This window comes from Klebsiella sp. HMSC09D12 (assembly GCF_001808475.1).
Classification (GTDB): Bacteria; Pseudomonadota; Gammaproteobacteria; order Enterobacterales; family Enterobacteriaceae; genus Klebsiella; species Klebsiella oxytoca.
The window spans coordinates 85,034-108,333 of record NZ_KV793474.1; the positions used below are offsets into that span (position 1 = coordinate 85,034).

The 23,300-nt window shown below is 59.3% G+C and carries 19 protein-coding genes and 1 pseudogene; 3 read left to right on the forward strand and 17 right to left on the reverse strand.

All coding sequences use genetic code 11. From position 1 onward, the window contains the following. Positions 1–422 precede the first annotated feature (422 nt). From HMPREF3178_RS13095 to nqrC, 8 genes are all read right to left on the reverse strand, one after another. A complete protein-coding gene (locus tag HMPREF3178_RS13095) occupies positions 423–908 on the reverse strand; it encodes a TlpA family protein disulfide reductase (protein ID WP_004102810.1) in 486 nt (161 codons plus the stop codon). Beyond that, the gene (locus HMPREF3178_RS13100; protein WP_004102812.1) at positions 895–1,590 is read right to left on the reverse strand and encodes an ABC transporter ATP-binding protein; all 696 of its coding nucleotides are present in this window, start codon (positions 1,588–1,590) and stop codon (positions 895–897) included. The genes HMPREF3178_RS13095 and HMPREF3178_RS13100 overlap by 14 nt, the downstream gene beginning before the upstream one ends. Before the next feature lie 4 nt (positions 1,591–1,594). After that, entirely contained in the window at positions 1,595–2,725 is a 1,131-nt protein-coding gene (locus HMPREF3178_RS13105; protein ID WP_004102814.1) for an ABC transporter permease, read from the reverse strand. After that, the gene (locus HMPREF3178_RS13110) at positions 2,715–3,998 is read right to left on the reverse strand and encodes an ABC transporter permease (protein ID WP_004113521.1); all 1,284 of its coding nucleotides are present in this window, start codon (positions 3,996–3,998) and stop codon (positions 2,715–2,717) included. Before HMPREF3178_RS13110 ends, HMPREF3178_RS13105 begins: the two co-directional genes overlap by 11 nt. 2 nt (positions 3,999–4,000) lie before the next feature. After that, complete coding sequence (locus HMPREF3178_RS13115; protein WP_017145720.1) at positions 4,001–5,380, reverse strand: Fe-S-containing protein; 1,380 nt, start codon at positions 5,378–5,380, stop codon at positions 4,001–4,003. 262 nt (positions 5,381–5,642) lie between these two features. Continuing rightward, a complete protein-coding gene (locus HMPREF3178_RS13120) occupies positions 5,643–6,170 on the reverse strand; it encodes an iron transporter (RefSeq protein WP_004102822.1) in 528 nt (175 codons plus the stop codon). A 27-nt stretch (positions 6,171–6,197) separates the two neighbouring features. After that, positions 6,198–8,138, reverse strand: a complete 1,941-nt coding sequence (locus HMPREF3178_RS13125) for an FTR1 family iron permease (protein ID WP_070585232.1) — start codon at positions 8,136–8,138, stop codon at positions 6,198–6,200. Between the two features lie 250 nt (positions 8,139–8,388). Beyond that, complete coding sequence (nqrC, locus tag HMPREF3178_RS13130; RefSeq protein WP_017145718.1) at positions 8,389–9,159, reverse strand: NADH:ubiquinone reductase (Na(+)-transporting) subunit C; 771 nt, start codon at positions 9,157–9,159, stop codon at positions 8,389–8,391. Between the two features lie 303 nt (positions 9,160–9,462). Between nqrC and HMPREF3178_RS13135 the strand changes: the two genes are divergently transcribed. Together HMPREF3178_RS13135 and fdhF are read left to right on the forward strand one after the other, a co-directional pair. Further along, positions 9,463–10,545 carry a malate/lactate/ureidoglycolate dehydrogenase gene (locus HMPREF3178_RS13135; protein WP_004102825.1) on the forward strand — a complete coding sequence of 361 codons (1,083 nt, stop codon included), beginning with the start codon at positions 9,463–9,465 and terminating at the stop codon, positions 10,543–10,545. A 237-nt stretch (positions 10,546–10,782) separates the two neighbouring features. Then, positions 10,783–12,933: a formate dehydrogenase subunit alpha gene (gene fdhF / locus HMPREF3178_RS13140; protein ID WP_016809484.1), complete on the forward strand. Its 2,151-nt coding sequence runs from the start codon at positions 10,783–10,785 to the stop codon at positions 12,931–12,933. Between the two features lie 151 nt (positions 12,934–13,084). Here fdhF and HMPREF3178_RS13145 read toward each other — a convergent pair whose 3' ends face one another. Next, on the reverse strand, positions 13,085–14,236 hold the full coding sequence (locus HMPREF3178_RS13145; protein WP_017145717.1) for a M20 aminoacylase family protein: 1,152 nt from the start codon (positions 14,234–14,236) through the stop codon (positions 13,085–13,087). Between the two features lie 281 nt (positions 14,237–14,517). Between HMPREF3178_RS13145 and HMPREF3178_RS13150 the strand changes: the two genes are divergently transcribed. Further along, positions 14,518–15,723, forward strand: a complete 1,206-nt coding sequence (locus HMPREF3178_RS13150; protein WP_004102828.1) for an MFS transporter — start codon at positions 14,518–14,520, stop codon at positions 15,721–15,723. A gap of 100 nt (positions 15,724–15,823) precedes the next feature. Here HMPREF3178_RS13150 and HMPREF3178_RS13155 read toward each other — a convergent pair whose 3' ends face one another. The 8 genes and pseudogenes from HMPREF3178_RS13155 to HMPREF3178_RS13190 all read right to left on the reverse strand — a co-directional run bounded on the left by HMPREF3178_RS13155 (position 15,824) and on the right by HMPREF3178_RS13190 (position 22,980). Then, positions 15,824–16,546 carry an amino acid ABC transporter ATP-binding protein gene (locus HMPREF3178_RS13155; protein ID WP_004102830.1) on the reverse strand — a complete coding sequence of 241 codons (723 nt, stop codon included), beginning with the start codon at positions 16,544–16,546 and terminating at the stop codon, positions 15,824–15,826. After that, positions 16,530–17,297: an amino acid ABC transporter permease gene (locus HMPREF3178_RS13160; protein WP_004102832.1), complete on the reverse strand. Its 768-nt coding sequence runs from the start codon at positions 17,295–17,297 to the stop codon at positions 16,530–16,532. The genes HMPREF3178_RS13155 and HMPREF3178_RS13160 overlap by 17 nt, the downstream gene beginning before the upstream one ends. A gap of 64 nt (positions 17,298–17,361) precedes the next feature. After that, complete coding sequence (locus tag HMPREF3178_RS13165; protein ID WP_004102835.1) at positions 17,362–18,132, reverse strand: basic amino acid ABC transporter substrate-binding protein; 771 nt, start codon at positions 18,130–18,132, stop codon at positions 17,362–17,364. Between the two features lie 95 nt (positions 18,133–18,227). Next, positions 18,228–19,127: a MurR/RpiR family transcriptional regulator gene (locus tag HMPREF3178_RS13170; protein WP_004102837.1), complete on the reverse strand. Its 900-nt coding sequence runs from the start codon at positions 19,125–19,127 to the stop codon at positions 18,228–18,230. After that, positions 19,124–20,097, reverse strand: a pseudogene (locus tag HMPREF3178_RS13175) (ABC transporter substrate-binding protein); the annotation flags it as partial. The gene HMPREF3178_RS13170 and the pseudogene HMPREF3178_RS13175, both read right to left, overlap by 4 nt. Beyond that, positions 20,088–21,140 (reverse strand): FecCD family ABC transporter permease, encoded by a 1,053-nt coding sequence (locus HMPREF3178_RS13180; RefSeq protein ID WP_004102840.1) that lies wholly within the window; start codon positions 21,138–21,140, stop codon positions 20,088–20,090. The pseudogene HMPREF3178_RS13175 and the gene HMPREF3178_RS13180, both read right to left, overlap by 10 nt. Beyond that, positions 21,137–22,162 (reverse strand): FecCD family ABC transporter permease, encoded by a 1,026-nt coding sequence (locus HMPREF3178_RS13185; RefSeq protein WP_017145715.1) that lies wholly within the window; start codon positions 22,160–22,162, stop codon positions 21,137–21,139. Before HMPREF3178_RS13185 ends, HMPREF3178_RS13180 begins: the two co-directional genes overlap by 4 nt. Beyond that, positions 22,159–22,980 carry an ABC transporter ATP-binding protein gene (locus tag HMPREF3178_RS13190; protein WP_004102842.1) on the reverse strand — a complete coding sequence of 274 codons (822 nt, stop codon included), beginning with the start codon at positions 22,978–22,980 and terminating at the stop codon, positions 22,159–22,161. The genes HMPREF3178_RS13185 and HMPREF3178_RS13190 overlap by 4 nt, the downstream gene beginning before the upstream one ends. Positions 22,981–23,300 lie beyond the last annotated feature (320 nt).

The following is a 23,300-nucleotide window of genomic DNA, read 5'->3' on the forward strand; positions in this document are numbered from 1 at the left end:
AATGATGGTGATTGAGATTTGGCAAAAGCCTAAAACGTTGAGGTGATGAAATATTAAGAAAAGATTAAGTTTTTCTGTTTTTAAACCTGCCGAATAAGGCATTCTTAAATAAACGAATAAAACTTGTTGGCGCAGGACGCGGTAAATCGCTGACTTCCATATCATGAATGGCAGCGGCTGATAGCCGACGCTACGGAGTCAGTATGTATAAGCGAAAACTCCCGGGTCGCGGCTGACGCCTTACCCGGACTACGGGACCGCTGACGGTGTGAATCCGTAGCCTGGCTAAGCGCAGCGCGGGCCGGGTGAACGCTAAGCTGCATTTGGCTTTACACCTGTCCCGGAGGCGGTGCTGACGCACCTGTCCGGGCTACCGTCCCGCGAACCTGTAGCCCGGCTAAGCGCAGCACGAGCAGGGGAATTTACCGTTGCGCCAGCTGGCGCAAAACCGTTCGTAGTTCATCGGGCTTACGCATCCCCTGATGCCAGTCCAGCACCCTACCGTCGCCATCAATTAATATTGATGTTGGCGTACCGATAACCTGATAGCGCTCCTGAGTTATTTTCAGCCGATCGCGCAGCACCGGATAGCTAATCCCATGCTTCGCCAGCAGCGGCGCGATATCCACGGTATCCGGATCGGTATTCACCCCCACCACCACCAGCTTATCCGGCCAGCGCTGGCTGAGCGCCTGTAAGGTATCCATCTCTGCCAGACAGCCGCCGCAGCCTGCGGACCAGAAATTAAGATAGACCGCCTTCCCTCGCCAACGATCGAGGCTGACCGGCGACTCCTGTAAATCGAATGCCGCCAGCGCAGGTGCCGTTTCGCCGCGAGCCAGCTTCTCTTCTTTGCAGCCGCTAAGCAGCGCCAGCGTCAGAAACAGCATCACTTCAGGCATGCGCATGATGATTCACCTCCTCGCCGAGATACTTTCCGTGCTGCAAACGCACGATGCGGTCAGCGAATTGACCCAGCGCCGGATTGTGGGTCACCATCACAATGGTTCGCCCCTGGCGGTGTAAATCGGTCAGCAGATCCAGCACCCGCTGCTCGTTCTCTTCGTCAAGGTTACCGGTCGGCTCATCGGCAAAAATAACCGGCGGCTCGTTAACCAGCGCCCGGGCAATGCAGACGCGCTGCTGTTCCCCGCCCGACAGCTGGCTCGGTAAATGGGTCACGCGATGCTCAAGTCCCACCTGAGCCAGCACCGCTCTGGCGGCGCTCTCATCCACCACGCTGTGGTAATGCTGCGCCAGCATGATGTTTTCCAGCGCCGTCAGAAACGGGATGAGATGGAACTGCTGGAAGACGAGGCCAATTTTCTGCGCGCGAAAGCGACGGCGCCCCTCTTCATCCAACGCCGCGGCGTCGGTGCCATCCAGGATCACCTGTCCTTCACTGGCGGTATCCAGACAGGTAAGAATGTTCATCAGGGTCGTTTTGCCGGAACCGGAGGCGCCCATGATGGCAACAAACTCGCCGCGTGCGATGCGCAAATTAATATCCTCCAGCGCCGTAACTTCCCCGAACCGCTTATATAAATGACGCGTTTCAATCGCCATTTGACGCAAAGACGTGACGGTCATGGCGTTACTCTCCTTTCAGCACTTTCGCCGGTTCGACGCTCACCGCGCGCCGCACCGGAACAATGGCCGCCAGCAGGGCGACCAGTAAAGACAGAACCAGGGTCAGCGGCAGCACCGGCAGACGCAGCGAGATGCTGGCGTTAAACACCGTTAGTCCCAGCAGCTGCGCCAACAGATAGCCCAGCCCCCAGCCGCAGACCACCGCCGCGAGGGTAATAATGCTGGTCTCCAGCAGCATCTGGCGGGTAATATCGCCGTTGCTGGCGCCCAGCGCTTTTTGCAGCGCAAACTCTTTCGCCCGCTCACCGACAATCGCCATCAGAGTGGTGTTAACGCACAGGGACGACAGCGCGAGGATCACCATCGACACCAGCCCCATCAGCCCCTTAATTTTATCCAGCACCTGCCCCTCGGAAGCCGACACTTTGCGCACCGGACGAATCTCAAGGTTCGGGTACTGATGCTGCAGCTGGCTGGCATAGCGCTCCACCTGGCCCAGGTCATTGCTGACGCTAAGCAGCCCGTGACTGATCGCGCCGGGCTTTTGCAGCCAGGACTGCGCCACATCGAGGCTGACGATCAGCATATTGTCGGTCGCGTCCCCCGCCTCTACGATGCCTTTAATCAGCAGCGTTTTACGCCGGCTATGGTCTACCAGCGTCACGCTATCGCCAACATTCAGTGCCAGGCGCTGCGCCAGTTTGACGCCAATCATCGCGTTGCGATCGTCAAAGCTGACGCCGATCCAGCTGCCGTTGACCTGCCAGTAAGGCACCAGCTTTTGCAGCGACTCAAACCACACCCCGACCATCACCACTTTCTCCAGCTCAGTACGCGCCGTACCGTACAGCCACGGACTGGCGCCGTGAATCAGGCCCGCCGGCGCGCCATCAAGAATGGCCTGAAGCTCCGGCTGCGGCATGCTGGCGCCGTGGCCCGGACCAATATAAAAATTGGCGCCGAAGGTGCGCAGCTCTTCGCTCATTTTGCTATTGATATCGAACCACACGGCGGAGAGTGCGGTCACGATGGTCGCCCCTACCGCCAGCGCGGCAAACACCACGCTGACCCGCTGCATTCTCAGCCGCAGCGCTCGCCACACCAGCAGCCACAGCATGTCGCGCTTAGCGGCCATATAGCACCTCCACAGGGTAAAGACGAGCGATCCGGCGGGCCGGGAACCAGGTACCGATTAAAGCAATCAGCACCGCTATCACCAGCACGCAGGGCACCACCACCCAGGCAAAATTCAGCGGCGTAGCAAACAGCATCAGGCCAATAGCCTTTGCCAGCCCCCAACCGGCGATACAGCCCAATGCGCCGCCGACCAGGCCGCCCAGCGCCGCCTCAAGGTAAAACAGCAGCAAAATTTGCCACTGGCGGGCGCCCAGCGCTTTCATGAGACCAATCTCTTTGGCGCGCTCCATAATCGTGCTGGTCATCAACGAGGCGATGCCCATCGCCGCCGCAGCCAGCGCGGCCAGAGTCACCACCCCCATCAGCAGCTGAATTTTGTCGATAACCACACCTTCCGAAGCAGCAACCTGCCAGACCGGACGCACCTCGGCGCCGGAAATGGCCTCTTCCAGCTGGTGGGCGATGGACGATACGTAGGCGGTGCAGTACCAGAGATCGTACTCTTCGGCATTCAGCGCCTCGAGATCCTCACGGGCACGGCGCGACAGCTCGTTCTCCGGTACCGTCAGCGCCGAGACGCGGATCGCCTGCACTTTTCCCGGTAGACCGAGCAGCTGCTGCACGACGCTAAGCGGCATCACCAGTTGGTTATCCTCATCGCCGCCGCTGGACAAAATACCGCTCACCTGGACGTTCAGCACCCTATCCGCAACGTTGAGGGCCAGGCGATCGCCGGGCTGCCAGCCGTAGTTTCGCGCCAGCGCGTGACCGACCAGCGTTTGCGGCGTCTCGCCGACCGGCTCCTGCGGCCATGCGCCGGTCACCTGCCAGAAGGGGCTGACCGTCCGCTGTCCGGTCTCGTACCCCTCTTCATCCGGGATACTGACCGGCTGGCTAAAAAAAGTGCCCAGCACGCGAATATCCTGTCCTGCCACGTTTACCTCGCCGCCGAGCATCGGGGCAAAGCCAACGATGTTATTGCGCCAGAAAATATCTTTGATGTTCGGCAGCTCGGATTCATCAAGAAAGTCGTCGCTGGCCAGCGGGTTGCTTTGCTCGCTGAACAGCGCGGGCAGCGCCGCCTGCCCGGCGGGCTCAATTAAAATATTGGCGCCGTAGGATTTCAGCTCGCGGGACATCTTGTCGCCGATATCGATAGAGACCGCCAGCAGCGCCGAGATCAGGCTGGTCGCCAGAAACACGGTCAATACCGCCAGCGCTTTGCGCCGCAGGTTGCGCCCCCACGACTGGTAGATCATTCGCCACAGCATGGTTACTCCTCCTTCACCGCGTCGGGCACAAACTGCTCTGGCGCATTGCGGAAACGGTCATAGTTGGCTTCAGAGGAGAAGAACCAGGTTTTACCGCCATAGCTGTATTTGTAGTCGGCGCGGGTGTTGGTCAGGGTGGAGCCATCCACCGGGTCGGTGACGTTAATCGTCAGGACGGTAGAGAAATAGTTACCTCCGCTGGCCAGCGCCGCGCCGGGTATCGTCAGCTGTTTGTCATCGTTGCGCCAGCCGTCGATCGGCACCGGGTTACAGCCGCCGGGCTTGCCAATCGAGGGGATAAAAATGTGCACACCGCAGGCGACACAAATCACCTGATTGCCTTCCATAACGTAGCCCTGATCGCCGCACAGCAGGCAGGCGTCAAACACCACGCCAAAGCGCAGCTTATCGGGATAGCGGTTAATGATAAAAAAGCGAATCGCTTTGCCGTCGTCCGCCACCCAGACGAAGCGATGCAGTTTGCCATCTCGAACCTGCTCGACCGGAATATGCACCTGGCCGTCGGCGGCCAGCGTAACCGCCTGCGCCTCGGACAAGCGCGGCGGCTGCGAAGCCACCAGATTCCACCATAGCTGGCCGCCGATAATCGCCAGCGCGCAGCAAACGGTGGTCAACCACAAACGGCTGGCTTTACGGCGTTCGGCCAGCGCAAGGCGGCGGGAGATGGGGTCCTCCGCGGCTTTAACCGCCCAATAATAGCGGCGTAGCGCCGGGATCCAGCACAGACACAGCAGCAGCAGTATCGCGGCGGCGGCCCAGTTATACATCGCCGCGTTGTTGGTCACCCTGGCGACAAAGCTCAGCAGCGGTTTCAGCAGCGGTAGCACCTGTAGCTTCATCAACAGCAGCAGCAGGTTACCGCCGAGCGGTAGCCACAGCAGGACCAACAGCAGCAGGGCCAGCGGCCAGTAGAAGCCGCGCATTCTGCGCAGCAGCATGGCGCAGAGCGCGCAGGCAAGGCACAGCAGCGCGAACGCCACAGCCAGCGCGGTGATATTCAGCAGCAGATCGGTGTTCAGAACGTGCGTGGAGGTCAATCCGCCCAGGTTCGGGTCCAGCGCCCAGTGCCGGGCTGCGCCGAAAGTGAGGAGCCATTGCCACAGATAGCGAACGCGCGGCGAAGACCAGCTGAAGCTCAGTAAAAACAGCAGCGATACGAGGATTTCAGCGCCGACCAGCAGAAGCTCCAGCGTCTGGCTCGGGCGAATATACAGCCCGGCCAGTAGTCCGCAGCCCAGCGCGGTAAGCAGCGTCCAGACCAGCGGACGCAGGACGGGAGGCGCGCCGCGCGCCCAGAGTACGGCGGAAAGCAGCGCAATGCAGAAAAAGGCCTGTAGCGTCGTGACGAAAAAATAGCTCATGACTTTAACTCAGTACGGCGGATGAATAACACGCCGCAGGATGACCGCCCGGCCATCCTGCGTGAAAACACTCGCATCTGAGGATGCTGAGACTGATGACAACCCTGCTTTAACGATGGCGTCGCATTTCTGGCGGCTAACGCCTCACTCTGCTTACAAAAAAGTAATATCAGCAAGTTATGCGTTACCACAGGATCGCGGATGCGAAACGGAGATTTGCAGCAGAGCGCGCTTTGTCAACAATCTGAGCCTCCGGAGACGCTTAGTTCAGACCGACATATTTAAACTCATAGCTCACATCAAACGGCTTCCACCAGCGGCCGACGCCGGTTTCACTATCGGTATGGCGGTGCATCCCGGCTTTCGACGGCGGGTCAATGTGGTAGGTGACTTTATAGTTACCCACGCCCATCATCTTGATGTTCGCGCCGTAGTGCGGGCCGTCGCTCGCCACCATCGGCATAAAGGTGCCTTCCTGTTTTTCGCCGGTATCGCTATTGACCAGGGTGTAGGAGATCGTCAGATAAGGGATCCATTCACCTGCGCCAAAACCATTTTTTCCGCCTTCTACCGCGTGAATATCCGCTTCCAGATGGATATCCGACTTCGCTGCCGGCAGCCCCATGCCGCGCGGCTCCATATCAATAGGCTGCAGGTAAACCGCGGCGATCTCCATTTCATTCATGGTGACCGGCTCGCCGGCCGGATACTCTTTAAAGGCCAGCGCCGCGGGCGCGGTGAAGATACTGGCCAGGGTGGCGCTGATCATCAGGGTCTTCTTCATGGTCATCTGACTCATCCTCTCGTCTTAAAATGGTTAGCAATGCGTTTTTATGGTTTCAGCGGGTGCCTGACGACGGCGCATGATCCATAGCGCCGCCAGCGCCGCGAGCAGCAATATGCTCTGCGGCAATAGCGTTTCCACATAGGGGTAAATTCCCAGCCAGCTGATTTCCGGTATTCCGGCGATCAGCGTTGGCTGAAATAGTTTGCCCTCCACCAGTTCCAGTACCCCTTTTCCGGCGAAGACAAACGCCATCAGGTACATAAAACCGCCGGTGAACAGGAAGAAGGGTTTGAGCGGTAGCCGGACCACCGAGTAGCGCATGACGAGCCAGGCGATCAGCAGAACGACACAGCCGATAACAAACCCGGCGCCGATGGCAAGATGGCCCGGCAGCCCCTGGGCATCGCCAATCAGGGCGTAATAGAACAGCACCGTTTCGGCCCCCTCGCGGTAGACCGCAAGGAAGCTGGTTAACCACAGTCCCACCAGCGAACCGCGCGACAGCGAATGGGAGAGTTTGCCCTCAAGCCAGGCCTTCCAGTGGCGGGCTTCAACTTTGGACAGTAGCCAGTAGCTCATAAGGAACAGCATCACTACCGCAATCAGCATAGTGATCCCCTCCAGCAGCTCGCGGCTGGCGCCGGATTGAGTAAACAGCAGCTGGAAGATAAACGCCGTCGCCACGCTGGCGACCAGCGCCACCATCACCGACTGGCGGATCAGCGGCAGTTTGTCGTGATGGTTGTTTTTAACCAGATACGCGACGATAGCCGCCACAATCAGCAGCGCTTCCAGCCCTTCGCGCACGATGATCATCAGGCTATAGAGCAGCAGGCTCCACTGGGTCTCTTCGCCTTCGCCAAGCATGGTGACCGCTTTTTGCAGATCCGCCTCAAGGGCGGCGGCTTCCGCGGCCAGCCTCTCCTGCGGCTGTCCGGCCTTCATCAGGCTGACCATACGGGTAAAATGGGCCTCCAGAGAAGTTTTAAAGGCCGCATCGCGAGAACCGATTTTGTTCTCCATCCCGGTGGCTTCAAAGCGGTCGAAATAGATGTCCTGTACGTCGAGGATCGCCTCCTGCCCCTCCCCATTTTGATAGCGCGTTAGCGCGGCGTTGATGCTCTGGTTAATCCCCTGGGCGACGCTTGCCCAGTCCGCGCGGGCGGTCGTTTCATCAGCCAGCGCGGCGTTATCGGCGCCAGAGGGAGCGCCCATCGGCCGATCGTCGCGGGTGGTTGGCAGACCCGGCAGAATGTCTTCCAGATCCTGTAATAGCGTGGTGACCTGATACGACACCTCGTTCAGGCGGTCAGGCTGGGCGGCCAGAGTCAGCAGCGCGCTAAACTGTTGGTTAATGGCGGCCGCTTCCTTCGCCGAGCGATTTTGCCGCACCGAGGTTTCCATTCCGGAGTTTTTAAATCCCTGATACTGCGCCTGCTGCACCTGCTGGCTGGCCTGCGCGTAGTTGCCGGCCTGATACTCCGTTACCGCCTGCGCCAGCCTGTCGTCAAGGGTGCGGAAGCTCTCCTGCCAGTGCTGCGCAATGTCATCGCGCGTAAGCGCGGTATGCTGCTCTTCCGCCACCAGCCGATGCCCGCCGTCCAGCACCGGCTCAACTTCACGCAGCGCCTGCTTCAGCCCGTCGATACGTGCCTGCACCTCGCCGATCGGTTTGCCTTCACCGATCATGCGGCGGATCTCGCCGAAAGTGCTCTCCATCTCGTAGCTCTTACGCGCCGAGATATTGATCCGAATTGGCCCTTCAAGGTTTTCAAACACTTCAAAGTAGGCCATTTGCACTTCGCGCCGCGCGTCGGTATTTTTTTGCTGCTGATAAAGTTCTGCCGTTTTATCAAGACGTTGCTCGATATCTTCGATATAAGGCGCATACTGGGTCTGCGCCATCGCGCACGCGCTGCCAAACAACAGGCTCAACAGCATCAGCAGCAGGAAGGAACGAGGGCCGGTCATGACAAATCCCTTGTGAGTTAATGATAATGATTATCGTTGTCATTTTTACTCGCAATGTACATGACCTGGATCATGAAAATGTCAACCTGTGACAATTTATGTAAAATGTTGCAAAGAAATAATTATTAATAACTATCCGTTATTAGCGCGTGAGCGACGCCTGGCTTGCGCGAAATAGCTGTCGTGAGCGCATAAAAAAACCGGCGCGATCTTCGCGCCGGTTATGAGGCATATTTTGGCTTGTTCGATATTAACGGCGTAATATCTCAGGGTTATGCTGTAGCTGCCGGAGAAAATTGCCGTAGCCCTGCTCACCCACCCAATAATTAATACTCTTCTCGACGCCGACGGAGGTTAACGTCGCGCCGCTGATACCATCCACGGTGTAATCATCGTGCTGGCCAGGAGTATTTTGTACGACCTTCAGCGCCGGCTGGCCGTTATTATCGCGTATTTTTTTGCCCGGCCATTGGCGACGCCATTCGGGATCTGTCACGCGCGCGCCCAGCAGCGGCGTCTCATTTTGCTGATAATACAGCAGGTCTTTTACCGTGCGACCATCGGTAGCCAGCGCGATCAGGCCATACATCATCGATTTTGCCCCTTTACCGTAAAAGGGCAGTATAACCTGCTGAATTTCATTATCATTATTGCGAATAAGATAAACCACTGCCCGCGGGCAGCGCTGGCGAATAGGCGTCGGGTTCTGCGCTACTGCCGGTTCACCGCAGCCTTTTTGCCCAGCGGTATCCTCTCCCGGCGCAACAAACTGGCCGCTATCCAGATTAACCTGACGGACGATCACCCGTTTTGCATAGAGCGATTTCAGCGCCTGCGGATCGCGAGGTTCGTTGCCGGTTAAACCCGCCACCTGCAGCACCGCATTTTCTGTCGCCGCATTTTCCGGTACGGCATAATTGTCTTTGGACAGTAAAAACCAGGCGACAACAATTGCAAAAATAAGAATACAAAACACCATCAAAATTAAAACAATAATTTTACCTTTACGCATGCGCTTCATTTTCCCATCGGTTGGCATCCTTAATACAGAGTGCAATCATTTGCCTCTGGCTGTCCAGAGCTGATGATAATTATTATCGTTATCACTAATTCTGCGAAGCGCCAAAGCCGGCGGGATAAATATCCCCGACTGCAGAGAAAAATATCTCCCCCCTATTTTTTATTTCTCCCCTGTTCTCTGGAGATGATCGCCCAGCGTAACGACAGCCGCGCGCAAACCTTGATCTTCGCCGTTGCTCAGCGCAGCATGGAACGGCAAACACACTAAAACAATAATCCGCAACCCACTCACAGGAGAGAATCAGTGCAAACAGGACATCGCTTCCAGGCCACGGATCTGCATCATTTTGTTAAAACCCTTTTCGCCCATATGGGAAGCTCCCCCACCGAAGCGTCGCTTATCGCCGACCATCTGGTTGCCGCCAACCTGGCCGGGCATGACTCCCACGGCGTAGGCATGATCCCGAGCTACGTACGATCCCACGCGCAGGGCTATCTGCAGCTCAACCGCCACGCCAGCGTGATGAAGGACGCGGGTGCGGTTGTCACGCTGGACGGCAACGGCGGCTTCGGCCAGGTCGTGGCCCATGAAGCCATGCAGATCGGTATTGAGAAGGCGAAACAGCACGGTATGGCCGCCGTGGCGCTGCGCAATGCGCATCATATTGGCCGCATCGGCTACTGGGCGGAACAGTGCGCCGCCGCCGGAATGATCTCTATCCATTTCGTAAACGTGGTTGGCAACGTGATGGTCGCCCCCTTCCGCGGCAAAGATAGCCGCTTCGGCACGAACCCGCTGTGCGTGGTTTTTCCGCGCGCCGGCCATCCGCCGCTGCTGCTGGATTACGCCACCAGCGCCATCGCTTTTGGTAAAACCCGCGTTGCCTGGCATAAAGGCGTGCCGGTCCCCGCAGGGTCGCTGATCGACGCTCGCGGCGTCCCCACGACCGACCCGGCGGTGATGCAGACATCGCCGCTGGGGGCGCTGCTGACCTTTGCCGAACACAAAGGCTACGCGCTGGCGACGCTGTGCGAAATTATCGGCGGCGCGGTATCCGGCGGTAAAACTTCGCATCAGGAGACGCTGCAGGGCAGCGTGGACGCTATCTTCAACTGCATGACCACCATTATTCTCAGCCCGGAAGCGTTCGATGCGCCGGATATGCAGCGCGAGACCGAAGCGTTTATCGACTGGTGTAAACAGTCGCCGCACGAGCCGGACGCGCCGATTCTGGCCCCGGGCGAGTGGGAAGAGGCTAACCGCCAGCAGCGCCTGGCGGAGGGCATTCCGCTGGACGCCGGAAGCTGGCAGGCGATTTGCGCCGCCGCCGAAGAAGTCGGTTTACCCGCCGACACCCTCGCGCGGCTGCGGCAGAAGCTGGCCTGATTTTCCCGCCATGACGCCCGCCCGGGCGTCATGTCATCGTCATTAGTGTCGACATCACTGCCGCCATCTCTTTTCCGAACAAATATTATCTTTATATTCAATGAATTAATTTTTGGCACGCGCTGTGCATAACGCTTGCGTCATTTGCCGGTACGCTGGCTTATGGCGCCCTGACACCGGCGGGCCGGGCCCGGTCTGTCCGTTGTTGTTTATTCACTGTTAACAGGTCTGTTACTGATGAAAAAAATCACGAGCGTTTGCCCTTATTGCGGGGCCGGTTGCAAACTTAAGCTGGTCGTCGAAAACAATAAAATTATCCGAGCCGAAGCCGCTGATGGCGTCACCAACCAAAATCAGCTGTGCCTTAAAGGCTATTACGGCTGGGATTTTCTCAACGATACCCAGCTGCTGACGCCGCGTCTGCAGCAGCCGATGATTCGCTATCAAAAAGGCGGCAAATTCACCCCGGTAAGCTGGGATGAAGCTATCCGCTATACGGCGAAAAAACTGCGTGAAATAAAGGAGAAGCATGGCCCGCGCGCCATTATGACGACCGGTTCATCCCGCGGTACCGGCAATGAAACCAACTATGTGATGCAGAAGTTCGCCCGCGGCGTGCTCCACACCAATAACGTCGACTGCTGCGCCCGCGTCTGCCACGGCCCGTCGGTAGCCGGACTTCAGCTGGCGCTGGGTAACGGCGCGATGAGCAACTCGATCAGCGATATCGAAAACTCAAAATGCCTGCTGGTCTTCGGCTATAACTGCGCCGACTCTCACCCTATCGTCGCCCGCCGGGTGATTAAAGCCCGGGAAAACGGCGCGAAAATCATCGTCTGCGACCCGCGCCGTATCGAAACCGCGCGCATCGCCGATCGCCATCTGCAGCTCAACAACGGCAGCAATATGGCGCTGGTCAACGCCTTCGCCCACGTCCTGCTGGAAGAGGATCTCTATAACCACGATTACGTCGACCGTTTTACCGAGGGGCTGGACGCCTATCGCGAAACGGTAAAAGACTATTCACCTGAAGCCGTTGAGGAGATAGTCGGCGTGCCAGCCGCTGAAATTCGCCAGGCGATGCGCATGTTTGCCGCCGCCCCCTCCGCGACCATTATGTGGGGCATGGGCGTCACCCAGTTCGGCCAGGCGGTGGACGTCGTCAGAGGGCTGGCCAGCCTCGCGCTGTTAACCGGTAACCTCGGACGCGCCAACGTCGGCGTAGGCCCGGTGCGCGGGCAAAACAACGTTCAGGGCGCCTGCGATATGGGCGTATTGCCAAATATGTTCCCCGGATACCAGGACGTCACCGACGCCAGCGTTCGCGATAAGTTTGCTAAAGCATGGGGCGTTAACCCGGCGGTCATGGACGACCAGGTCGGCACCCGAATCACCGAAGTGCCGCACAAAGCGCTGGCCGGCGAAATCAAAGCCTACTACATCATGGGGGAAGATCCGCTGCAAACGGAAGCCGATTTGGGCCTGGTGCGCAAAGGGATTGAGGCGCTCGATTTCGTGGTGGTGCAGGATATCTTTATGACCAAAACCGCAGAGATCGCCGATGTGCTGCTGCCCGCCACCTCCTGGGGCGAACACGGCGGCGTCTTCACCTGCGCCGATCGCGGTTTCCAGCGCTTCGAGCAGGCGGTTATCGCCACCGGCAACGTTAAGCGCGACTGGGAAATCATTTGCCTGCTGGCCAGCGAAATGGGCTACCCGATGCATTACGACAATAACCAGCAAATCTGGGACGAAATGCGCGAGCTTTGCCCCCTGTTCTACGGCGTCACTTATGAAAAAATGGGCGATATGAACCACGTTCAGTGGCCGTGTCCGACGCTGGATCACCCCGGTACGCCGTGGCTGTATAAAGATAATCTCTTCGACACGCCGACCGGCAAAGGCCAGCTGTTTGCCGCCCCGTGGCGAGCGCCGGCCGAAACCCCGGATGAAGCCTACCCGCTGGTGCTCTGTACCGTGCGCGAAGTGGGCCACTACTCGTGCCGTTCGATGACCGGTAACTGCGCGGCCCTGCAGTCGCTTGCCGATGAGCCGGGCCGGGTGCAAATCAATCGCGCCGACGCGCAGCGTCTCGGCATCGCCGATCAGCAGCTGGTGTGGGTGAGCTCGCGACGCGGTAAGGTGATTACCCGCGCCGACATTAGCGATCGCATTAACCAGGGCGCGGTGTATATGACCTACCAGTGGTGGGTGGGTGCCTGTAACGAGCTGACGCAGGATAATCTCGATCCGATCTCGAAAACGCCGGAAACCAAATATTGTGCGGTGAAGGTAGAGGCTATTGCGGATCAGCGCTGGGCCGAGCAGTATGCATGGAACAGCTACAGCGAGATGAAAGCCCGCCTGAAAGCGGCCGTGAACGTGTAAAACACCGGAGGGAGAGACGCGCTTCTCCCTCCATATCAAGTTTTGCTCCCGGGGGCGGCGCGCAACGCGCCTTGCCCGGGCTACGGGTTCAGTGCCGTCTGCGGGCCGGTAGCCCGGACAGATGCGCAGCATCGCCTCCGGGATCGGTCTCTTACGCCAGCAGCGTCTCCACCAGCGTCGTCCACAGCGCCACGCCGTGCGGAATCAGTTCATCGTTAAAATCATAGCCGGCATTATGCAGCGGCTTTGACGCCGTCTCGCCATCGGTGCCGATCCAGAAATAAGCGCCCGGGCAGGCCTCCAGCATGCAGGCAAAATCTTCCGATGCCATGGACGGATTACCGTTCCAGATCACCGCCGACTCGCCCAGAAGCGCACTCGCCACCTCACGAACTTTCTGCGCTTCAGCAGGATGGTTGGTGGTCACCGGATAGCCGGGATACCAGGCGATTTTGCCTTCCACGTCTGATACCTGCGGCTGGGCGGCGACATAGCTCTCGATCAGCCCCCTGACCCGCTCGCGCACCTGGTTGTTCAGGCAGCGAAAGGTGCCGCGCAGCACGACTTTATCCGGCAGCACGTTAATCGCCTCCCCGCCGGAAATCTGGGTAATGCTTACCACCGTGGATTCCTGCGGCGACAGGCGGCGCGACGGAATGGTTTGCAGCGCCATAATCAGCTGCGCCGCGGCGACAATCGGGTCCGCCCCGCGCTCCGGCATCGCCGCATGGCAGCTCTTGCCGGTCAGGGTGATTTCAAACGCATCGAGAGAGGCCATCATCGCTCCGCTGCCGATCGCCACCTGGCCCAGCGGCATACCCGGCCAGTTGTGCAGCGCGTAAATGGCATCCATCGGGAAGCGCGCAAACAGCCCCTCTTCCACCATTTTACGCGCGCCGCCCAGGTTCTCTTCAGCAGGCTGAAAAACAAAGTGCACGGTGCCGCGAAAGCGGCGGGTTTGTGCCAGATGCGCCGCCGTCGCCAGCAGCATCGCGCTGTGACCATCGTGGCCGCAGGCGTGCATCACGCCCGGATTTCGCGATTTATAGCCGACGCCGCTCAGCTCGTTTATCGGCAGCGCATCCATATCGGCCCGCAGGCCAATTACCGGACCCGGGCCGTTCTCCAGCGTCGCGACCACGCCCGTACCCGCCAGCCCGCGATGCACCTGAAGGCCAAATGAAGCGAGCAGTTCAGCCACCCGGCGCGACGTTTCCTGTTCCTGATACCCCAGCTCAGGGCAAGCATGAAAATCACGTCGCCAGCGAATGGCCTCGGCGATCAGTGAAGGGGACACAGCCATGACATACTCCTTTCCTGCACAGCTTCAGCGCTGAACGAGTGTTTTATGCGATTTTTTAGGGCTACGGGTAACCCGCTAGCCTATTGGTTATATCCTTTCGCCCGCTCGCTGACAACTTCCGCCAAACCCAGCGCCAACGCGCCCCTGCGCGGCATCGGCCTGCACTGCGTTTTTTTGTAGTCATATCAACGGTGACATAAGGCGTGCGATTAATTATTATGCAGCTATACTGGCGTTTTGCCGAATAATTCACTCTACAGACCTCCTTAACCGAAAATAAAATGTTCAACCCAGAGCAGAATCGTCTTGCCCCCACGCTGGCGATGATCATGGCGGCTTCATTAGTGGGATTTATCACCGGATACACGGTGCCCTTAATCAGTCTGGAGCTGGCGCAGCAGCAGATTGATACCGTTTACGTCGGCCTGCTGGCCGCGCTTCCGCCAGCGGGGATGATGATCTCCTCCTTCCTCTCACCCGCGCTGTGCCGGCGTTTCGAGATGGGGCTTCTGCTCTCCGTCAGCCTGGTGGCGCTGGCGGCAGCTACGATCGCCTCCTGCCTGTCGTTTGATATGCTTCATCTCCTGCTGCCGCGTCTGGTGACCGGCCTGGCGTCAGGGGTAATTATCGTCATTGGCGAAAGCTGGATCACCGGCGGCGCGGCGGGGAAAAATCGGGCCACCCTGACCGGCATTTATGCCTCCGCCTTTACCGGCTGTCAGCTGGCGGGGCCGCTGCTGATCTCCGCCGGAGAGGCCTGGCAATCCTGGACGCTGCTGCTGGTCGGCGTGGTGACCCTCGCCTGCCTGCTGATGCTGCGCCACCTGCCAACCGGCAGCCGCGAACGGCTGGCGGAACGGGCCAGCTGGCGCAGCCTCGGCGCTTTTTTACCGGTGCTGGCTTCCGGCGTTTTCTGCTTTGCCTTTTTTGATGCCAGCATACTGGCGCTGCTGCCGCTTTACGGTATGGATAAAGGGCTGAATGAAGTGACGGCGGTATTGCTGGTTACGGTAGTACTTACCGGCGATGCCGTATTTCAGGCGCCGCTGGGCTGGATTGCCGACCGCTTCGGCATCCGCCGCGTACATCTGACCTGCGCAATGGTCTTCTGCCTCGCCCTGCTGGCCCTGCCGTTCCTGCTGGCATCGTACATCCAGCTGATTGTCGGCTGCCTGATTCTCGGCGCCGCGGCGGGGGCACTCTATACCCTATCGCTGGTCCGCGCCGGGAAAACCTTCTCCGGGCAGAAGCTGATTATGATCAACGCCCTGCTGGGCTTCTTTTGGTCTGCAGGCAGCGTGGCCGGCCCGGTGGTCAGCGGCTTGTTGATTAGCGTCTCGGGCTATGACGGCCTGCTTATCACGCTGTTTGTCAGCGGCGCGCTGTTCCTGCTGATTCAATGCCTGGGTAAAAACGAAAAAGCGCTACTGGCGGACGAACGTGAGCGCGAAGAAGAGAGGGATGATATTCGCGAGGCGGCGCAGTAACGCTTAAGGGCAGTCACGGTTTGACAGAACGAAAGCGCCCTCATCGCCCGCGTAAGGTCTTCTCCCCGGCAGCGCCGTCGCGCGCCGGGGCCGGGAGTCGTTACAGCACTTTACTTAAAAACGCGGCGGTGCGCGGGTTAGTCGGCGCGCCAAAGATCTGCGCCGGTTTACCCTCTTCCTGAATGATGCCCTGGTCGATAAAGATAACCCGGTCGGCCACTTCACGGGCAAAGCCCATCTCGTGGGTTACGATCACCATGGTCATCCCTTCGCTGGCGAGATTTTTCATCACCTCCAGCACGTCGCCCACCAGCTCAGGATCGAGCGCCGAAGTGGGCTCATCAAACAGCATAATCGATGGCTTCATCGCCAGCGCGCGCGCGATGGCCACGCGCTGCTGCTGGCCGCCGGAAAGGCTGGAGGGCCAGGCGTCGCGCTTATCGCTCAGTCCGACTTTCGCCAACAGCTCTTCCGCCAGATGCGTTGCCTCCGCACGCGCCATGCCGCGCAGGCTCATCGGGGCCATAATCAGGTTTTCCAGCACCGTTTTGTGCGGGAACAGATTGAAGCGCTGAAAAACCATACCAACGCTTTCCCGCATCTTATTCAGGTCGGTCGCGCGATCGTGAGCGGCATAGCCGTTCACCTCGACTTCGCCTTCGCTAACGGTTTCCAGCGCGTTCATGCAGCGCAGGAAGGTGCTTTTCCCGGAACCGGACGGCCCAATGATACAGACTACTTCCTGTGGCTTAATATCGCAGCTGATGCCGCGCAGAACGTGGCTGTCGCCGAAGCGCTTGTGTAAATTATGAATGTGAATCACTTTTGCCAAACCTCTTTTCCAGACGGTTAACCAGCTGCGCCAGCAGGAAAGTAATAACCCAGTACACCAGAGAGATGGTCAGGTAGGGTTCCCAGTAGGTGGCGTAAGCGCCGGAAACGGTGCGCGCGGCGTAGGCCAGGTCCGCCAGACCAATAGCCGACGCCAGCGAGGAGTCCTTGACGATGGCGATGGCGTTGTTGCCCAGCGGCGGCAGTATGCGGCGAAACGCCTGCGGCAGAATCACCTGACGCATGGTTTTCCACCACGGCATTCCCAGCGCGCGGGAAGCTTCCATTTGCCCCTTATCGATCGACTGGATCCCGGCGCGGAAGATCTCCGACACGTAAGCCCCGGCGTTCAGCGTAATCGCCACGATACAGGAGAGAAACGCGCCATAGTTTGAGCGCAGCTCGCGGGCAAAATCGGCGCTCATCATGCCGCTGGTCACCAGCAAACCGTCGCGGGGATTGATAAACAGCGGCACCAGCGCAAAGTGCACCACCATAATTTGCACGAACAGCGGCGTGCCGCGAAACGCGCTGACGTAAAAGCGCACCGGAAACTGCACCAGGTAACGCAGAACGTACTTCCATACCCCATGTTCGGCTTTCGCCATGCGCCCCAGCCCGAGGGTCAGCCCCCACAGGGTGCCGAGGATCACGCAGATAATGGTACATTTAATGGTCATCAGGGCACCGTCCATAAACAGCGGACCGTACTCCTCAATGATCTCCCAACGGAATCCCGTCATAGCCCTTCCCTAAAAAATACGGCTATCGCCAGTGTCGATAGCCGTGATGAAAACAAAAATCGAATTATTGCTGCGCTGGCAGTGTCGGAACGTTCTCGTCGAACCAGGTTTTATAGATTTTGGCGTAAGTGCCGTCAGCGACGATCTTCTGTAAACCGGCGTTTATTTTCGCCTGCAGCTCGCTGTTGCCTTTGGCCACCGCGATGCCGAAATACTGGCGCTCAAATTTGGCATCCGGCACCAGCTTGAACTGCTTCTCGGGGTGCTGCTTAATGTAATATTTCACCACGCCGACGTCGCCGACCGCGGCGCTTACGCCGTCTTCAAACAGCTCCTGCAGCATCAGCGGGGTATTATCAAAACGCTTGATTGACGTGCTGTTCTTACCCAGTACCTCGGAAACCACAATATCGCCGGTGCTGGAGTTCACCACGCCGACTTTCTCATTTTTCAGCGCCTCAAGGGAGGTGACTTTCGAATCCGCCGGCACGACGATGGACTGCTCAGCCGGGAAATAAGGGGCGGAGAAATCCACCATTTGCTTACGCTTATCGGTGATGGTGATCCCGGAAATAATAATGTCGCGATCGCCGGTACTGAGGGTGGCGAAGATCCCTTCCCACGGCGTATTGACCAGTTTGATATCAAAGCCTTCCGCTTTGGCGATCGCTTTAATGATATCGATATCAAAACCTTCCAGCTGTTTTTGGCTGTTCTCAAATTCAAACGGGCGATAGGTGCCGCCGGAGCCCACCACATACGTTTGCTGAGCCGCCTGAGCGGTGCCGATCATTGCTGCCACCAGGCAACATGCTTTCATCCAGTTCTTAACCATGACAACTCCGTTTTATGCATTAATTTTGCATAAAAATACACACAGTCAGCATGGCATGCAACCGGAAACCTTCCCGACGGTAAATTATCTGTCGTTTAGCTTCGTTTACCGCCGGATTTACCAATAGCCCGATGCAATTCATTGATCCGCTTCATCGATTTCACCGTTTTTTGCGGCGCGGTGGAGGCGACCGACAGCACAATCATCTCCAGGCATACCAGCACCGTACCGTGCAGCGGCACCCGACCGTTATCGCCGCCGCGCGGCACCTCAATCACCACCTGCGCCTCCTGGCTAAAGCGGGAATCCACCGCCTGGGTCAGCAAAATCGTCGGTATTCCCAGTCGCCGGGCCTCTCGCAGGGTCGTCATCCCCTCCCGGTGCGGCGACTTTTGCCCCATCATAATCAGCACGTCGCCGCGCTGCAGGCCTATCAGCTGCTCGGCGAGGCTAAACCCGGTGCGGTTCATCACGTACGAAGGCAGACCGATGCGGCTCAGCAGCCGGGCGGTATATTCCGCCAGAATGCCCGAGGCGCCGATCCCGAAAATCCCCACCTGGCGGGCGTCGGTCAGCAGCGCCACCGCCTGGGCCACCGCCGCACGGTTGGCGGGGCGCGACAGCACTTCGCAGGCCCGCTGATGCCCGTCCAGCACGAAATCGATGCTCGAATTGACGTCGCTGGACAAGGCGCTCACCGTGGAGATCATTTTTTCCGACGAGGTCGCCGACGGGCCGAACCAGCGCTCCATGGTCTGCTTCAGCTCCCGCAGGCCGGCGAAGCCGAGCGCCTGGATGGCGCGCACCACCGTGGCGTCCGAGGTATTCGTCGCGGCGGCGATTTCCATAGCCGTGCGCTCCAGCACCGCTTCCCGGTTTTCGTTGATATAGCTCACCACCGCCAGCAAACGCGGCGACAGTTGATGCGCGCGAGCGCGAAAACGCTCACCGAACAGGTCCACCCGTCCCTTCTCTCTTTTAACCACCGTTTTCATTGCAATCCCTCGGGCAAAGGACGACCGGCAATGTGCGACTGCACCTGGGCGACCATCAGCGACAGCGCAGCGTAGGAGTTAGAGATAACCTCCTCGCGCGGCAGCAGAATATAGCGCCCGGTGCGGCAGGCGCGCATAAAGTCGCACCAGCCGGGCATCACGCTCTCCATCGCCTGCAGCTCATCCTGCGGCCTGCCGCCGGTATCGGAACGCCAGGTGGCAAATACGAAATCGGCGTCCAGCGCCGGTAGCTGCTCGGCGCTGACGTCAATACGCTGGCCATCGGGGATGTTGTCGATCAGCGGCGGAAAGCGAAATCCGGCATCGCGCAGCACGCGTCCCAGCGCATGATAGGCGTGATGCACGGTAACCTTGCCGTTGTTGGCCTGAATCACCGAAACCACGATTTTTTGCGTGTCCACAATCGACTTCAGCTGGGCAATCTGCGCCTGATAGCGGCGTTCGAGAATCAATAACCGCGGCTGGGTGCCGGTGAGCTGCGCCAGCTTGCTATAGATGCGCGGCGCGCTGCCCTGCAGGTGGTCGATGCTGACCGTCGGCGCAATCTTCTCCAGCTGCTCCACCGAAACGTGGCGGCTGGGCTCGGTAATAATCAGGTCCGGTTTCGCGGCGGCTACCGCCTCGAGATCGATATCCGCCGTGCCGATAAACCGAATCGCGCTGTTATCAAAATCAACGCCGGTCAGCTGAGCGCTGGCGCGTAAAAAGTGGCTGCCGTCCGGACGCGTCCGGCCATGGCTGGCCACCGGCGGGACGCCAAGCTCAATCAGCGGGATGGTGATATCCAGATCGTGCATCGACACAATGCGCTGCGGATGTCGTGGAACGGTGACCGTGCGACCTAAGTCGTCGGTAAAGGTTTGCGTATCGGCGGCCGAGGCGACGCCCGCCAGCAGCACCAGCAGAGAAACGAACCAACGCATAGCGATCCTTTTTGATTTACAGGGCATCACGACGACGCCAGAGCAGAACGATAAAAAACGGGCAACCGACCAGAGCGATGACGATCCCTGCGGGGATCTGCAGCGGCGCGAACGCCAGTCGGCCAATGGTATCGGTGACTAACACCAGCAGCGCGCCAATTAACGCGCTGCCGCAGAGCAGCGCCACCTGGCCGCCGCGCAGCAGAAAACGCGCCATATGCGGCGCCATCAGGCCAACAAAGCCAAGGCTACCGACGCAGGAGACGCTGGCGGAGGTGAGCAGCACCGGCGCGAAAAAGCGCAACAGGGTGAGCTGCTGCAGACGTACGCCGAGGCCGATGGCCGTGCGGTCGCCGAGCAGCGCCACATCGGCGGCCCTGGCGGTCAAAAAAAGGATCATCGCCCCGGGCAGCGCCCAGCAGAAGGCAACGACCAACAGCGGCCAGGTCGCCGCGTGCAAACTCCCCGCCAGCCAGATCATCGCCGTTTGTACATCGCGCACGTCGGCGGTGGTCATAAAAATACCGACCGCCGCCGCCAGCGTCCACGACACGCCGATGCCAATGAGAATAAAGCGCGGGCGCGAACAATCGCGGGCCAGCGCCAGAACCAGCAGCGCCACCAGCACGCCGCCGAGCATTCCCGCCAGCGGCCGCCAGACCAGGCCCACCGCCGGGAAGAACAGCACCAGCGCCAGGACGACAATGCTGGCCCCCTCCTTCACCCCGATAAGCCCGGGATCCGCCAGACCGTTGCGGGTAATGCTCTGCATCGCCGCGCCGGCCAGACCGAGCATCGCCCCGCACAGCAGCGCCATAAACAGCCTCGGCAGGCGGATATCAAACAGAATAAATCGCTGCTGTTCGCCCACGTTTTCCCCACCCAGCAGCGCATGGAACAGGGTACCGGAGGGCATCGGGAAACTGCCGCGGGTCAGGCCAAACAGCGCCAGCAGCAGGATGACGAGCAGCGCAACAGCGGCGATGTTTAATGCCGCGGGCCGTAGCAGAATGTGCCAGCGGCCGCAGGTCAGCGGCCGAAAGCCGGCGCGACGGACGGCATTTTTCATTTAAAAAACCTCGCGGCGATAACAATAAACACCGGCGCCCCCACCAGCGCGGTCATTGCGCCGGTCGCCAGCTCCTGGGGGGCCGCCAGCGTGCGGGCGGCGATATCCGCCAGCAGCAGCACCAGGGCGCCAACCGGAGCGGCCAGCGGCAGCGCCAGGCGAATATCTTCGCTAATCAGCCGGCGCACCGCGTGGGGGACCACCAGCCCGACAAAGCCGATCGGCCCGGCCACCGCCACCGCGGAGCCGCACAATAGCGCAATGGCGGCCAGCCCCAGCAGGCGGGTCTGAACGATTTTCACCCCCAGCCCCAGCGCGACCTTATCGCCCAGCGCCAGCACGTTCAGACGCGGGGCAATGATCAGCGCGATCGTCAGCCCCGCCAGCGCCGGAAGTAGCGCAGCGCACAGCGTTTGCCAGTTCAGCCCGGCAAGATCGCCCGCCAGCCAGGTACGCATCGCCAGTAGCGTTTGTTCATCGAGGATCAGAATCGCCGCCGTCACCGCCGAGGCAAAGGCCGACAGCGCCACCCCGCACAGGGTAATGCGTAGCGGCGTGACGCCACCGCGACCGGACGACGACAGCAGCATCACGCCGCCAAACAGCAGCGCCGCGCCGCAGGCGGCGGTCAGCGGCCTGGCTAACGCGACGCCGCCGAGGCTGATCCCCAGCGCCGATGTCGCCACCACCGCCAGCGAAGCGCCGGCGTTAAGACCGAGAATATGCGGCTCACCCAGCGGGTTGCGGATCACGGTTTGCAGCAGCAGGCCCGCCACGCCGAGCGCCGCGCCGGTAAGCAGCGCCGCCGCGAGACGTACCAGACGTAAATCAACGATAATTCGGTGGTCAAAATTGCGCGGATCGTAATGGAACAGCGCCTGCAACACCGTTTGCGGGGCAATCCAGCGCGCGCCGAGCCCGAGATGCACCAGCGAGCCGCCCAGCAGCAGCAGGCTCAGCAATACCAGCGCCAGCCGGGGCCGGGATTGTCGGCGCTGAAGCAGCAGCGCGGAGGCGCTCATAAAGCTTTCTCCTCACGAGCGCGGAACGGCATAAAAAAGGGCTTGCCGGTCTGCGGGTTGAGCGACATCTGAACGTCCACGTCAAAGACGTTTTTGATCAGCTCCGGCGTGCAGATTTCCTGTTCATTAATCACCCCGGCGATCTGCCCTTTTTTGAGAAATACCAGCAGGTCGGCGTAGTTCACCGCAAAGTTCAGGTCGTGCAGGACGGTCACCACGGTGCGGCCGTGTTCGCGGGTTAAAGTTTGCAGCAGTTCGAGGATATCGACCTGATAGCGCAGATCGAGCCAGGTAGTGGGTTCATCCAGCAGAATCGTCGCCGTTTGCTGAGCGAGGGCCATTGCGATCCAGCAGCGCTGGCGCTGGCCGCCGGAGAGGCTATCCACCGGTAAATGAGCGAATTCTGCGGTGCCGGTGAGCCGTAGCGCCTCTTCCACCGCCCGTTCATCGGCTTGCGACCATTGCCGCATCAGCCCCTGCCACGGATAGCGCCCGCGCGAAACCAGTTCAAAAACCGTCAGCCCCTCCGGGGTCAGCGGCGATTGCGGCAGAATGCCCAGCCGACGGGAAACTTCCCGGGTCGGCATCTGGTGAATCACCTCGCCGTCCAGACGTACGCAGCCCCCCAGCGGCTTGAGCATCCGGGCGATAGTCGACAGCAGCGTCGATTTACCCGAACCGTTGGCACCGGCCAGAACGGTCATTTTCCCGTGAGGAATGGTGAGATGAATATTGTCGATAATTAACGTCTGGCCATATCCGGCCGACAGGGAATCAAGGACGATTCCCTGCTCTGCAGGCAACACCCGCTGTGGCATAACTCGCTCCCGCGCCGCAACGGCGTGGCGTCGGGCCCGCGCGTTCCGCACTCAAACATAAATAAATCTCATTCTCTTTTGATCATGCGGTGGATGAATGTAGTAGTCAAGACCCCATTACCGCGTCTGACTTCACGCTTTATCACCTCCGCGTCAATGACCAGGTAAAAAATTTATTATCAATAAAAACAAGAAAATAAACGCTTACCATCTCGTCAGATCGCCGCTAAATGATTGATTATTCATTTCGCCGATTTTTTATCTTACATAACGTTTACTACTACATTTCTTCGTGTTTGAATGATTCTCAATTACATATC